A 13,111-nucleotide genomic window follows, 5' to 3' on the forward strand; every position below is an offset into this window, starting at 1 on the left:
AAAAGGCAGGCGGAGAAACAGGCAAGTGGAAAAAACGCGCGCCTCAGCCCGGCGCCGCCTCGCCCTGCCCGCCCAGCGCGGCGATTACCGCCAGCAACTGCTCGCGCAACCAGCGGTTGGCGCCGTCGTTCTCGCCGCCGGCGTGCCAGTACAGGTGCAGTTCCAGCGACGGCACCTTGAACGGCAGCGACAGCAGCCGGTTGGCGTAGGGCTCGTTGGCGATGCGCGCGTAGCGCAGCGGCAGCGTGGCCAGCAGGTCGGTGCAGCTCACCACGCGGCAGGCCGCCGCGTAGTGCTGGCAGCGCAGGCGCACGCGGCGCGTCAGGCCCATGCGGTGCAGCGCCTGGTCTTCCAGCCCGGCGCCGCGCCGGCGCGACGACACATGCACGTGCTCGGCCGCCAGGTAGCGCTCCAGCGTCAGTTCCTTCTTGACCAGCGGATGGTCGCGGCGCGCCAGCACCACCATCGGGTCGGCCATGAACGGCGCGTGGTGGATGGCGGGCGAGACCGGCAGCAGGATGTCGATGGCGGCATCGAGCGTGCCGGCCAGCAGCTCGGACTCCATCTCGCGCCTATCGAAGCGGATCGCCGCGATCTCCACCTGCGGCGCCATCGCGGTCACGCGCGCCATCAGCGGCGGCAGCAGCGTGGATTCGAGCGCGTCGCGCATGCCGATGGTGAAGCGGCGCACGGTGGCGGCCGGGTCGAAGTGCGGCGTGTCCTGCAAGGTGCGCGCGAACGACTGCAGCGCAGCGCGCACCTCGGCGGCCAGCGAGCGCGCCAGCGGCGTGGGCGCCATGCCCTGCCCGCGCCGCTCGAACAGCGGGTCGTCGAACAGGGTGCGCAGGCGCCCCAGCGCGTGGCTCACCGCGGGCTGCGTCAGGTTGAGCTGGCGCGCGGCCGCGGTGATGCTGCCTTCGCTGTAGATGGCGTCGAAGACGACGAAGAGATTGAGGTCGATGCGGGAGAGCTGCATGGCGTCGATTCTGGCACGGAATGCACCCTATTGATACTGGCAAATCCAGAGAATTCATTTTTCTAATTATCTGGATTGCGGTAGAGTCCTCCCCAGTCGACGCAGACCGCGTCCGCCGGGGCCGGCAGCGGCTCCCGGGCTCTCATGCAGAGGTGGAGGAGACAACATGGAATTCGAGTACACCCCCAAGGTCAAGGAAATGCAGGCGCGCCTGCTGGCCTTCTTCGACAAGCACATCTATCCGAACGAGAAGCGCTTCTACGCGGAAATCCAGGCCAACCGCCAGGCCGGCAACGCCTGGGTCCCGACCAAGGTGATCGAGGAACTCAAGCCGCTGGCGCGCGAGGCGGGCCTGTGGAACCTGTTCCTGCCGCATTCCAAGCGCGCGCCGGAAGGCCTGTCGAACCTCGAATACGCGCCGCTGTGCGAGATCATGGGCCGGGTGCCCTGGTCGGCCGAGGTGTTCAACTGCGCCGCGCCGGACACCGGCAACATGGAAACGCTGGAGCGCTACGCCTCCGAGTCGCTCAAGGACCGCTGGCTGGAGCCGCTGCTGCGCGGCGAGATCCGCTCGGCCTTCCTGATGACCGAGCCGGCCGTGGCCTCGTCCGACGCCACCAACATCAGTTGCAGCATCGAGCGCAACGGCGACGAATACGTGATCAACGGCACCAAGTGGTGGTCGTCGGGCGCGGGCGACCCGCGCTGCCAGGTCTACATCGTGATGGGCAAGACCAACCCGGACGCCGGGCGCCATGAGCAGCAGTCGATGATCGTGGTGCCGGCCGACACCCCGGGCATCACCATCAAGCGCTTCCTGCCGGTGTTCGGCTACGACGACGCGCCGCACGGCCACATGGAGATCGAGCTGGAGAACGTGCGCGTGCCGGCGGCCAACATCCTGCTCGGCGAAGGGCGCGGCTTCGAGATCGCCCAGGGCCGCCTCGGCCCGGGCCGCATCCACCACTGCATGCGCAGCATCGGCGTGGCCGAGCGCGCGCTCGAACTGCTGTGCCAGCGCGCGCTCAAGCGCGTGGCCTTCGGCAAGCCGGTGGCGGCGCAGGGCGTGACGCGCGAGCGCATCGCCGAGGCCCGCTGCGACATCGAGATGGCGCGCCTGCTCACGCTCAAGGCCGCCTACATGATGGACACCGTGGGCAACAAGGTGGCCAAGGCCGAGATCGCCATGATCAAGGTGGTGGCACCGAACATGGCCCTGAAGGTGATCGACTGGGCCATCCAGGTGCACGGCGCGGCCGGCGTCTCCGACGACTTCCCGCTGGCCTCGTGGTGGGCGCACCAGCGCACGCTGCGCCTGGCCGACGGCCCGGACGAGGTGCACCGCAATGCCATCGCCAAGCTGGAGCTGGCCAAGCACATGAACATCAACCCGGACGACATCTCCATGCCGGTCACGCGCGGCTTCTGAGCCCGCCGCCGCCGCGGCGGGGATGCATCCCCTGCCGCCGGAATGGAAACGCGCAGCCTCGTCTGCGCGTTTTTTTCTTCTGTGCTTAAATCGCGCGGTTCGCCACCTCGGCGTTGAGGTGGCGGCCCAACCTCCACGCGATCGCAGCAGGCACGGCGATCGCAGCGATCCTTCCCAGGAGCCCCTCCCCGATGATCGACGCCTATTCCTGGCCCACGCCCAACGGCCACAAGATCCACATCATGCTCGAGGAGTGCGGCCTCGAGTACAAGGTCCATGCCGTCAACATCGGCGCCGGCGACCAGTTCGAACCCGATTTCCTCAAGATCAGCCCGAACAACAAGATCCCCGCCATCGTCGACAGCGACGGCCCGGACGGCCAGCCCATCTCGCTGTTCGAGTCCGGCGCGATCCTGCTCTACCTCGCCGGCAAGACCGGCAAGTTCCTGCCCGAGGACGTGCGCGGCAAGTACGAGGCGCTGCAATGGCTGATGTTCCAGATGGGCGGCGTGGGCCCGATGCTGGGCCAGGCCCATCACTTCCGCATGTACGCGCCGGAAAAGATCGAGTACGCCATCAACCGCTACACCAACGAGGCGCGCCGCCTGTACGGCGTGATCGACAAGCGCCTGTCGGCGCATCCGTGGCTGGCCGGCGACATGTACACGGTGGCGGACATCGCCACCTTCCCGTGGCTGCGCAGCTGGCAGAACCAGGGCGTGGAGCTGGACGACTACCCGCACCTGAAGCGCTGGTTCAACGAGATCGCCGAGCGCCCCGCGGTCAAGCGCGGCGTGGAGGTGCTGGCCGGCGCGCGCAAGCCCATCCGCGACGACAAGGAACGGGAAGTCCTGTTCGGCGCCACGCAGTACCAGCGCCGCTGAAGCCCGCGGCGTCATTGCGCGCGCCGGCGGCTCAGTGCAGCGAGACCGCCTGCGCCGCGCCGCCCCCTGCGCCCGCCACGCCCGCCACGCCCGCGCAGGCCGGCTCGCGCCGCGGCGCCTGCAGGCAGCACAGCAGGCTGGCCACGGGATCGAGGGCGTCGATGCGGTAGCCCTCCTCCGGGTCCGGCGCGAACACCATGCCGGGCTGCAGGTACGCCACCTGGCGCTCCACATGCGGCCACGGCGAATGCCATTGCAGACGCAGCGTGCCTTCGTGGCACGCGGCCCAGTTCAGGCCGCCGGCGCGCAGCCGCTCGGCCCAGGCCGGCTCGCCCTCGGCGATCGTCACGAAGGCCGCGTTCAGGCGCGGCGGCGCATGCCCGCTGGCCGGCCCCGCCTGCGCATCGCCAGCCCCGCCCTGCATGCGCCAGCGCTCCGCCTGGCCCGCCGCGAACGCATCGAAGCTGCTGGTCAGCCCGGCGCCCACCAGCCCCACCGCCTGCGGGTCCAGCACCGCGCGCACCAGCACGCTGTCCTGCAGCGCCGCCAGCCGCAGGCGCTCGCCCTGGCGGATCGCATAGACGCTGCCGGCCGACAGCAGCACCGGCGCGCAGCCGGCCGGCGTCACCTTGACCGCGCCGCACAGGCAGGCCCACCACTCCGCCCGCGCGGCGGCGATGCCGGGCTGCATCGCGCCCTGCCGCAGGAAAACGTAGTCGCCGCTGCTGCCCAGGCCCGCGGCTTCCGGCACCACCCTGACCTGCAGGCCGACGCGCAGCGCCGAAGCCGCCGCGCCGGCCACGATTTCGCCGCGCATCTGCGCGTCGAACAAGGAAAACACACGCATGTCACCTCCTTTCCGCTGGATGGATGCCAGATGGACAAATGCCGCGCCTGCCCGGGGAGCGGGACCGCGTGGCCGCGCCCGGCCCTGCCGGCGTTCCCCGCGGGCCGTGCCGCCTCCGTATCAATCGGACAAGTTCCGGCGCGCCGGCCGCGGGCATCATGGCGATGCCGGACCGGGCACGCACCGCCGGCACTCCTGCCCGGGCGCGCCCCGCCGGAGAGCCGGCACGCGGCGGAACGCCGCGCTCCGGCCTATTACATTCCTTTAACAATTAGCCGCACTTGACGGACTTTTCCTAGCAGATTGCGGTATCTTTCCTGCCGTTCGCATCTGACACTCATAGTGAGACCTACTATAAGGCGTCGATACAAAGAGGTCAAACCCTTAACCTCGCTTCGTCCTTCTCCACGAATCGAGCCATGATCGGTGATCCTCTCAAGCTCTTCGGGCTGCACCTGGCGGAACTTCGCAGGCAGCGCGGCTGGTCGCAGGAAAAACTCGCGCTGGAAAGCGGCATGGCGCGTTCCTACCTCAGCGGCATCGAGCGCGGCGTGCGCAATGTCTCCCTCATCAACATCTGCGCGCTGTCCGGCACGCTCGGCGTCAACCCGGCCGAGATGCTGAACTTCGGCAGCGGCAAGGGCGACGGCGGCGCGCTGGTGCTCGAGCAGCGCTGCGCGGAGTTCAACATCACGCCGGCCCAGCGCGTGACCGTGCGCCACATGGCGCTGATGAACGACACCGAGCAGGATGCCATCGCCTCGGTGGCGCGCGTGATCGCGGCGCGGGCGCAGCAGCAGATGTGATGCGGCGGCGCGCCGGCCCAGCCGGCGCCCGCCCCGATGCCCGTCAGGCCGCCAGCAGCTCGGCGAAGCGCGCCGCGTCGAGGTTGGCCCCGCACAGCACCAGCGCCACCTTGCGGCCTTCGAGCCGCTCGCGCAGCGGTCCCAGCAGGGCCGCGGTGGAAACCGCGGTGGCCGGCTCGGTCGCCAGCTTCATGTCGCGGTAGAGCATGCGCATGGCCTCGCGGATGGCCTCGTCCGAGACCCGCACCATGTCGTCGACGAAACGGCTGCACACGCCGAAGCTGTAGTCCATCGCATAAGGCGCGCCGAGGCTGTCGGCGATGGTGTCCACGCGCTCCAGCACCTGCGGGCGCCCCGCCTCGAAGCTGCGCGTCATGGCGTCGGCGCCGGCCGGCTCCGCGCCATAGACCTTGCAGGCCGGGTTGATCTGCTTGACCGCCGCGGCGATGCCCGCGCACAGGCCGCCGCCGCCCACCGGCACCACCACCGCCTCCAGCCCCGCCACCTGGCGCATCAGCTCCAGCCCCACCGTGCCCGTGCCCTGCGCGATCAGCGGGCCGTCGAACGGATGGACCACCGTGCGGCCTTCCTGCGCCGCCAGTTGCTGCGCGTGCGCGAAGGCGGCATGCACGTCGGGCAGCAGCAGCACCTGCGCGCCCCACTCGCGGCACGCCGCCACGCGCGCCGGGCTGGCGCCGGCCGGCATCACCAGCTTGGCGTCCACGCCCGCCACCCGGGCGGCATAGGCCACCGCCATCGCGTGGTTGCCGGCGCTCGCCGCCACCACGCCGCGCCGGCGCGCGCCGGCATCGAGCCGCGCCATGCTGTTGAGCGCGCCGCGCAGCTTGAAGGTGCCGGTGATCTGGAACAGCTCCATCTTGAGCCACACTTCGGTGGCCGGGTCGAGCTGCCGCACGGCGCCGGTCTGCCAGCGCCACACGGGGGTTTCCAGCACGTTGCCGCGCAGGCGCTGCGCCGCGTCCTGGATCTCGGCCAGGACGGGATAGCTGGCGTGCGCGCGCAGCTCGGGAAGGTCGGACATCGGGATTCTCCATCGGATCGGAAGTCGCGCGCAGGCCGGGCGGCGTGCGCGCTCAAACGGACCACGGGCCACCGAGCACCAGCCAAAGCCGCAGCTCAGCGACCCCGGATAATTCGAATGATGGAGAAAGCGGAAGAGGAGAAGACGGCGGCAGGCACCGGGCATGCCCGCGCTGCGCCCATGCGTGCGGCGGCGTCACCGGAATCGGTGGCGTGGCACGGCAAGGAAGGGGCGAAGACGGCAGCGGGCATAGGCTGCAAAGTATGCCACAAGCGGCCGGCGGCGCAAATGCCGCCGGCGCGCGGCAAGCCTACACCGCCAGCAGGCCCTGGCGCTCGATGAACGCGATCACCTGCTCCAGCCCCTGCCCCGACTTCACGCTGCCCATCACGAACGGGCGCGCGCCGCGCATCTTGCGCGCGTCGCTCTCCATCACGTCGAGGTTGGCCCCGACGTAGGGCGCGAGGTCGGTCTTGTTGATCACCAGCAGGTCTGACTTGGTGATGCCGGGCCCGCCCTTGCGCGGGATCTTCTCGCCGCCGGCCACGTCGATCACGTAGATGGTCAGGTCCGACAATTCCGGGCTGAAGGTGGCCGCGAGATTGTCGCCGCCCGATTCGATGAAGACGATGTCGGCGTCGGGAAACTTCGCCAGCATGCGGTCGACCGCCTCGAGGTTGATCGAGGCGTCCTCGCGGATCGCGGTGTGCGGGCAGCCGCCGGTCTCCACGCCCATGATGCGCTCGGCCGGCAGCGCGCCCGAGATGGTCAGCAGGCGCTGGTCTTCCTTGGTGTAGATGTCGTTGGTGATGGCCACCAGGTCATAGCGCTCGCGCATGGCCTTGCACAGCATCTCCAGCAAGGTGGTCTTGCCGGAACCGACGGGGCCGCCCACGCCGACGCGCAGCGGGGGATTCTTCTTGGTACGGGCCTGGGTCATGATCGGGAATCGTATCTCGGTGAAGATGGGCCGCTCAGGAACGGAACAGCCGGGAATACTGGGTTTCGTGGCGGGCCGACAGCAGGCCCAGCATCGGCGAGAAGGTCGACAGCTCGGGCGGCTCGGCGTCGGCGCGGCGCGCCGCCTCGCCGACCGTCTCCGCCACCGCCGCGTGCAGCCGCCGCAGGATGTGCTGGCCGGCCACCTGCCCGAGCGGCACCGCCTTGAGCGCCGCGGCCACCTGGTTCTCGGCCCAGCTGAAGCAATAGGCCGCCAACCCGTCGCGCTCGTCCACGCCGAGCGCCGCGCACGCCGCGGCGAAGGCCGTCGGCAGGCACACCGGCGACAGCGCCGCGAGCTGCGCGCGCAGCGCACTGTCGCCCCACTCCATCTGCGCGACCAGCCGCGCCAGCGACCAGCCCATCTGCCCGGTCTCCAGCCGCAACTCCGCGCTCTCGCGCGTGGCGAGGAACCAGTCGTTCCACTGCGCCATGCCGCCGGCATCGCCCGCGCGCCAGGCGCGGAACAGCAGCAGCCACACCGGCGCCTCGCACTGCGCCTGCACGTCGAGCAGGTTGCTGCGCACCCACTGCTCGGCGCTGTCGGCATCGCGCACCAGACCGCAGTCGATGGCCGCCTCCAGGCCCTGCGAATAGCTGAAACCGCCGATCGGCAGCGCGGGCGAGGCCAGGTGCAGGAGGGAGAGCAGTTGGGAGAGCTGGGTCATGGGTGAATCGCCGGCGCGCTACGTGCCGGGCGACCGCTCAATGCTTGTGCCCGCAATGCTCGTCATGCACGTGATGCTCATGATCGTGCGAGTGGCCATGCGAATGCCCATGATCGTGATCGTGATCGTGCCCATGATGCTCGTGGAACACCGCCTGCGCCGCCGCATAGTCCTCGGCGAAGGTGGCATCGTGGCCATGCTTGTGGCCGCCGCCATAGGCGCCCGCTTCCGGCTCGAACGGCAGTTCGGCGCGCTCGGCGCGCACGCCCAGGCGCGCGAGCATGTCGGCCAGCACGGGGTCGTATTCGAGGCGCAGGTAGTCGCGCCCGACTTCCACCGGCGTGTGGCGGTTGCCGAGGTGGTAGGCGGCGCGCATCAGCGCCTGCGGGTCGGCCGCGCCGACCTGCAGCACCGACTCCGCCGCGGCCTGCACCTCGACGAACACGCCGCCTTCCGTGACCAGCAGGTCGCCGCCGCGCAGCACGGTGCCGCGCGGCAGGAACAGGGCGACTTCCTCGCCGTTGTCGAGCGTGGCGCGCAGGCGGCTCTTGCTGCGTTCGGCGAAGGGCAGCACCAGCTTGGGCGCGCGGCGCACCAGCACGGCGGCGATGCCGTGCGGGGCGCTCAGGTGTTTGTCGATCTTCTGCAAGGCGGGCTCGAAACGGAAACTCAGAACAGGAAATAGCGCTGCGCCATCGGCAGCACGGTGGCCGGCTCGCACATCAGCAACTGGCCGTCGGCGACAACCTGGTAGGTCTCGGGATCGACCGTGACGTGCGGCTGCCAGTCATTGTGCACCATGTCGCGCTTGCCCACGGTGCGCGTGCCGCGCACCGCCGAGAGCGTTTTCTCCAGCCCGTAGCGCGCGCCCACGCCGGCGGCCAGCGCGGCCTGCGAGACGAAGGTCAGCGACGACTTGTGCAGCGCGCGCCCGGCCGCGGCGAACATCGGGCGGTAGTGCACCGGCTGCGGCGTGGGGATCGACGCGTTGGGGTCGCCCATCGCCGCCGCCGCGATCATGCCGCCCTTGAGGATCAGGCTCGGCTTGACGCCGAAGAAGGCCGGCTTCCACAGCACCAGGTCGGCCCACTTGCCGACCTCGACCGAGCCCACTTCGTGGGCGATGCCGTGCGTGAGCGCGGGGTTGATGGTGTACTTGGCGATGTAGCGCTTGACGCGGAAGTTGTCATGCCCGCCGCGCGCGTCGTTGGGGTCGCCGGGCAGCTTGCCGCGCTGCGCGGCCATCTTGTGCGCGGTCTGCCAGGTGCGGATGATGACCTCGCCCACGCGCCCCATCGCCTGCGAGTCGCTGGAGATCATCGAGAACGCGCCGAGGTCGTGCAGGATGTCCTCGGCGGCGATGGTCTCGCGGCGGATGCGGCTCTCGGCGAACGCGATGTCCTCGGCGATGGACGGATCGAGGTGGTGGCACACCATCAGCATGTCGAGGTGCTCGTCGAGCGTGTTGACCGTGTAGGGCCGCGTCGGGTTGGTCGACGACGGCAGCACGTTGGCCTCGCCGCACACCTTGATGATGTCGGGCGCGTGGCCGCCGCCGGCGCCTTCGGTGTGGTACGTATGGATGGTGCGGCCCTTGAACGCCGCCACCGTGGCCTCGACGAAGCCGGCCTCGTTGAGCGTGTCGGTGTGGATCGCGACCTGGGTGTCGGTGGCATCGGCCACGCCCAGGCAGGTGTCGATGGCCGCCGGCGTGGTGCCCCAGTCCTCGTGCAGCTTGAGGCCGATGGCGCCGGCCTCGACCTGCTCGGTGAGCGGCCCCGGCTGGCTGGCGTTGCCCTTGCCGAGCAGGCCGATGTTCATCGGGTACGCCTCCACCGCCTGCAGCATGCGCTCCATGAACCACGGCCCCGGCGTCACCGTGGTGGCGAAGGTGCCGGTGGCCGGCCCGGTGCCGCCGCCGATCATGGTGGTGACGCCGCTCATCAGCGCTTCCTCGATCTGCTGCGGGCAGATGAAGTGGATGTGGCTGTCGATGCCGCCGGCGGTGACGATCATGCCCTCGCCCGCGATCACCTCGGTGCCGGGCCCGACCACGATGGTCACGCCGGGCTGGATGTCCGGGTTGCCGGCCTTGCCGATGGATGCGATGCGCCCGTCCTTGAGGCCGATGTCGGCCTTGACGATGCCCCAGTGGTCGACGATCAGCGCGTTGGTGATGACGGTGTCGACGCAATCCTTCGCCATGCGCTGGCTCTGGCCCATGCCGTCGCGGATCACCTTGCCGCCGCCGAACTTCACTTCCTCGCCGTAGATGGTGAAGTCCTTCTCGACTTCGATCACCAGCCCGGTGTCGGCCAGCCGCAGGCGGTCGCCGGTGGTGGGGCCGAACATCTCGGCATAGGCCTGCCTGGAGATTTTCACGCTCATCACAGCGCTCCCATGATCTTGGCGTTGAAGCCGTAGACGATGCGCGCGCCGGCCAGCGCCACCAGCTCGACCGTGCGGCTCTGGCCCGGCTCGAAACGCACCGCGGTGCCGGCGGCGATGTTCAGGCGGAAGCCGCGCGCGGCCTCGCGGTCAAAGTCGAGCGCGGCATTGGTCTCGTAGAAATGGAAGTGCGAGCCAACCTGCACCGGCCGGTCGCCGGTGTTGGCCACCGTCACGCTGACCGTCTGGCGGCCCGCGTTGAGTTCGATCTCGCCCTCGGCGGGCATCAGTTCACCGGGAATCATGTCGGGTTCCTTGTCGACGTTTCCAACGCGATGCGAAAGCGGCGCCGGGCCGCATCGAGCCACATCAGGCCACCATCAGGCCGACGCCGTACAGCGCCACGCCCGCGCCGGCCACGCGCGCCAGCCAGCCGGCGTGGCGGCGCAGCGCCTGGCCCAGGCCGATGCCGCTCAGGTGCAGCATCATGGTCGCCACGGTGAAGCCACCCACGTAGGCGGCCGCGGCCGGCAGCGCGCCCGCCGCGGTGGGCAGCTCGGCGCCGTGCGCGTAGCCGTGGAACACGGCGAAGCCGCCGACGATGGCCATGCCGGCCCACGCCGGCAGCCTGGCGCGCAGCGCCACCAGCAGGCCGATCACCAGCAGCGAGGCGGCGATCATCGGCTCCACCAGCGGCAGCCCCGCCCCCGCCAGCCCGAGCGCGGCGCCGGCCAGCATCAGCGCGACGAACACGAACGGCATGCGCAGCGCCTCGCGCGGCGAGCGCGCGCCCAGCGCGCTCCACACGCCCACGCCGGTCATCGCCAGCAGGTGGTCCATGCCGGTGAACGGATGCAGCAGGCCGGCCCACAGGCTGGCGCCGACGGTGGCCGCATCGTGGCCGGGATGGGCGATGGCGGCGGCGCTGGCCAGCGCCAGGGAGGCGCCGACGATGGCGCGCGCGCGGGTGGAACGGTTCATGTCTTGATGCCTCGTGTTTTCTTGTTGGACAGGATGCGGCGTGGCTCGCCTCAGACGATCGGGTGATGCACCGTGACCAGCTTGGTGCCGTCCGGGAAGGTGGCTTCGACCTGGATCTCGGGGATCAGCTCGGCCACGCCGTCCATCACGTCCTCGCGCGTCAGCACGGTGGTGCCTTCGTGCATCAGCTCGGCCACGGTGCGGCCGTCGCGCGCGCCTTCCATGATGGCGGCGGTGATGAGCGCCACCGCTTCCGGGTAGTTGAGCTTGAGCCCGCGCGCGCGGCGGCGCTCGGCCAGCAGCGCGGCGGTGAAGATCAGCAGCTTGTCTTTCTCTCGCGGAGTCAGTTCCATCTCGGCATTCCCGTTGTTTCGTTGTTGTCCGTGCCGGCGCCGCGCCGGACCCTCATGTCGCCCACAGGCGCAGCGGCCGCGCCGGCACGCCGTGGATGGGCTCGCGCAGCGCGCTCCACGCCCGCACCATCAGCGCGCGCACGTCTTCCATGCGCGCGCCCAGCACGCGCAGCAGCAGCATGGCGTGGCCGTCCTGCTCGAGGCGCGTCACGCCGGCGCGCAGGTCGGCGCGGTACGGCAGCGTTTCCGCCAGCGCCTCGGCCAGCGCCGGCGTGGCGCCCTCGCCCACCGCCCACAGCGTGGCCATGACGTTGAGCCCGTCCAGCCCGGCCGGCGCGCGGCGCAGCGCCGAGCCGGCGTCGAGCCGCGCGCTTTCGAGCCACAGCGCGCGCCGGCTGCCCGCCAGCGCGATGCGCGTGTCCATGCGCAGCGTGCCGCGCGCCCAGGTCTCGCCGCTGGCCTGGCGCCCCAGCACCACGGCATCCCAGCCGATCGCGCTGGCGCCGGGCGCCAGCGTCAGCGTGGTGGACAGGCACGCATGCGCGTCGTCGAACACGATGTTCTCCTGCGGCAGCCAGTCCAGCCGCGCGCCCGCATCCAGTTCTAGCGTGACGCGCTGCGCCGCCGCGCGGCCGAGCGACTTGTACCACTTGGTCGCGCCCGGCGTGGCGATCACGGCATGCGCGCCGGCACCCGCCGCCAGGCCGATCTCCAGGCTGTCGCCGCCGGCGATGCCGGCGGGCGGATGCAGGATCACCGCGTGGCAGATGCCGCCTTCGGGATAGAGCGGCTTCTGCACCAGCAGCGGGCCGCGGTGGCGCCGCTCGACCAGCGCGGTGCGTTCGCCGCGCGCGGCGAACGCCAGGCGCAGGCTGGCCTCCCATGCGGGCGGCACGGCAACGGTCGAAGGAAAATCCGGATGACGCATGGGAACCTGGAAAGCGGGCGCCGGCGGCGCGGCGCGCGTGATGCGGGCATCATAGCGCGCGGCCCGGCCGGCTGGAAGTGGTATCGCGGTGGCGCAGCGCGCAGCTTGCCGCCCGCCTCACACCGCGATCAGCTCCCGCACCCCGTCCTCTTCCATGCGCGCGCCCTCGCCCTTCGCCACCACCTCGCCGCGGCTCATCACCACGTAGTGGTCGGCCAGGTGGCGCGCGAACTCGTAGTACTGCTCCACCAGCAGCACGGTCATGCCGAACTCGTCCACCAGCAGCCGCAGCGCGCGGCCGATGTCCTGGATGATGGACGGCTGGATGCCTTCGGTGGGCTCGTCCAGGATCAGCAGTTCCGGCTCGCTCATCAGCGCGCGGCCGATCGCCAGTTGCTGCTGCTGCCCGCCGGAAAGGTCGCCACCGCGGCGCGCGCGCATGCTGCGCAGCACCGGGAACAGCTGGTAGATGCGGTCGGGCACGCCGCTCGGGCGCTTGAGGCTGGCCGCGCCGATCAGCAGGTTCTCTTCCACGGTCAGGCGCGGGAAGATCTCGCGGCCCTGCGGCACGTAGGCCAGCCCGGCGGCCACGCGCTCGTAGGGCGGCTTCTTCTCCAGCGCGTGCCCGGCCCAGCTGATGCTGCCGCTCTTGGTCGGCACCACGCCCATCAGGCATTTGAGCAGCGTGCTCTTGCCCACGCCGTTGCGGCCCAGCAGCGTGGTCAGCTTGCCCTGCGGCACCTCGAAGCTGACGTTGCGCAGGATGTGGCTGCCGCCGTAGAACTGGTTCAGTGCGTTGACCTGCAGCAT

The 13,111-nt window shown here is 70.5% G+C and carries 15 protein-coding genes; 3 read left to right on the plus strand and 12 right to left on the minus strand.

Annotation, left to right across the window (positions count from 1 at the left end; translation table 11 throughout):
* Positions 1 to 43: 43 nt before the first annotated feature.
* Positions 44 to 976: a LysR family transcriptional regulator gene (locus KF708C_RS19565; protein ID WP_020203670.1), complete on the minus strand. Its 933-nt coding sequence runs from the start codon at positions 974 to 976 to the stop codon at positions 44 to 46.
* Between the two features lie 166 nt (positions 977 to 1,142).
* Between KF708C_RS19565 and KF708C_RS19570 the strand changes: the two genes are divergently transcribed.
* Positions 1,143 to 2,405, plus strand: a complete 1,263-nt coding sequence (locus KF708C_RS19570; RefSeq protein WP_059412978.1) for an acyl-CoA dehydrogenase family protein — start codon at positions 1,143 to 1,145, stop codon at positions 2,403 to 2,405.
* A gap of 191 nt (positions 2,406 to 2,596) precedes the next feature.
* A complete protein-coding gene (locus tag KF708C_RS19575) occupies positions 2,597 to 3,289 on the plus strand; it encodes a glutathione binding-like protein (protein WP_020203668.1) in 693 nt (230 codons plus the stop codon).
* 31 nt (positions 3,290 to 3,320) lie between these two features.
* On the opposite strand, the gene KF708C_RS19580 is transcribed toward KF708C_RS19575, so the two are convergent.
* Positions 3,321 to 4,136 (minus strand): hypothetical protein, encoded by an 816-nt coding sequence (locus KF708C_RS19580; protein ID WP_059412979.1) that lies wholly within the window; start codon positions 4,134 to 4,136, stop codon positions 3,321 to 3,323.
* A 419-nt stretch (positions 4,137 to 4,555) separates the two neighbouring features.
* On the opposite strand from KF708C_RS19580, the gene KF708C_RS19585 reads away from it, so the two are divergent.
* The gene (locus KF708C_RS19585; RefSeq protein WP_020203666.1) at positions 4,556 to 4,942 is read left to right on the plus strand and encodes a helix-turn-helix domain-containing protein; all 387 of its coding nucleotides are present in this window, start codon (positions 4,556 to 4,558) and stop codon (positions 4,940 to 4,942) included.
* Positions 4,943 to 4,985: 43 nt separating this feature from the next.
* On the opposite strand, the gene KF708C_RS19590 is transcribed toward KF708C_RS19585, so the two are convergent.
* The 10 genes from KF708C_RS19590 to urtE all read right to left on the minus strand — a co-directional run bounded on the left by KF708C_RS19590 (position 4,986) and on the right by urtE (position 13,111).
* A complete protein-coding gene (locus KF708C_RS19590; protein ID WP_020203665.1) occupies positions 4,986 to 5,984 on the minus strand; it encodes a threonine ammonia-lyase in 999 nt (332 codons plus the stop codon).
* Between the two features lie 310 nt (positions 5,985 to 6,294).
* A complete protein-coding gene (ureG, locus tag KF708C_RS19595; protein WP_020203664.1) occupies positions 6,295 to 6,924 on the minus strand; it encodes an urease accessory protein UreG in 630 nt (209 codons plus the stop codon).
* Between the two features lie 34 nt (positions 6,925 to 6,958).
* Complete coding sequence (locus KF708C_RS19600) at positions 6,959 to 7,651, minus strand: urease accessory protein UreF (RefSeq protein WP_059412980.1); 693 nt, start codon at positions 7,649 to 7,651, stop codon at positions 6,959 to 6,961.
* A gap of 37 nt (positions 7,652 to 7,688) precedes the next feature.
* Positions 7,689 to 8,300: an urease accessory protein UreE gene (gene ureE, locus KF708C_RS19605; RefSeq protein ID WP_059412981.1), complete on the minus strand. Its 612-nt coding sequence runs from the start codon at positions 8,298 to 8,300 to the stop codon at positions 7,689 to 7,691.
* A 20-nt stretch (positions 8,301 to 8,320) separates the two neighbouring features.
* Positions 8,321 to 10,039 carry an urease subunit alpha gene (gene ureC / locus KF708C_RS19610; protein WP_020203660.1) on the minus strand — a complete coding sequence of 573 codons (1,719 nt, stop codon included), beginning with the start codon at positions 10,037 to 10,039 and terminating at the stop codon, positions 8,321 to 8,323.
* Positions 10,039 to 10,344: an urease subunit beta gene (locus KF708C_RS19615; protein WP_020203659.1), complete on the minus strand. Its 306-nt coding sequence runs from the start codon at positions 10,342 to 10,344 to the stop codon at positions 10,039 to 10,041. The genes ureC and KF708C_RS19615 overlap by 1 nt, the downstream gene beginning before the upstream one ends.
* A 64-nt stretch (positions 10,345 to 10,408) precedes the next feature.
* Positions 10,409 to 11,020 carry a HupE/UreJ family protein gene (locus tag KF708C_RS19620; protein WP_059412982.1) on the minus strand — a complete coding sequence of 204 codons (612 nt, stop codon included), beginning with the start codon at positions 11,018 to 11,020 and terminating at the stop codon, positions 10,409 to 10,411.
* A 50-nt stretch (positions 11,021 to 11,070) separates the two neighbouring features.
* Positions 11,071 to 11,373, minus strand: coding sequence for an urease subunit gamma (locus KF708C_RS19625; protein WP_020203657.1), 303 nt, complete (start codon positions 11,371 to 11,373; stop codon positions 11,071 to 11,073).
* A 52-nt stretch (positions 11,374 to 11,425) separates the two neighbouring features.
* Positions 11,426 to 12,301: an urease accessory protein UreD gene (locus KF708C_RS19630; protein ID WP_059412983.1), complete on the minus strand. Its 876-nt coding sequence runs from the start codon at positions 12,299 to 12,301 to the stop codon at positions 11,426 to 11,428.
* 117 nt (positions 12,302 to 12,418) lie between these two features.
* On the minus strand, positions 12,419 to 13,111 hold the full coding sequence (urtE, locus tag KF708C_RS19635; RefSeq protein WP_059412984.1) for an urea ABC transporter ATP-binding subunit UrtE: 693 nt from the start codon (positions 13,109 to 13,111) through the stop codon (positions 12,419 to 12,421).

Source organism: Cupriavidus basilensis (assembly GCF_000876015.1).
GTDB classification, from domain to species: domain Bacteria; phylum Pseudomonadota; class Gammaproteobacteria; order Burkholderiales; family Burkholderiaceae; genus Cupriavidus; species Cupriavidus basilensis_B.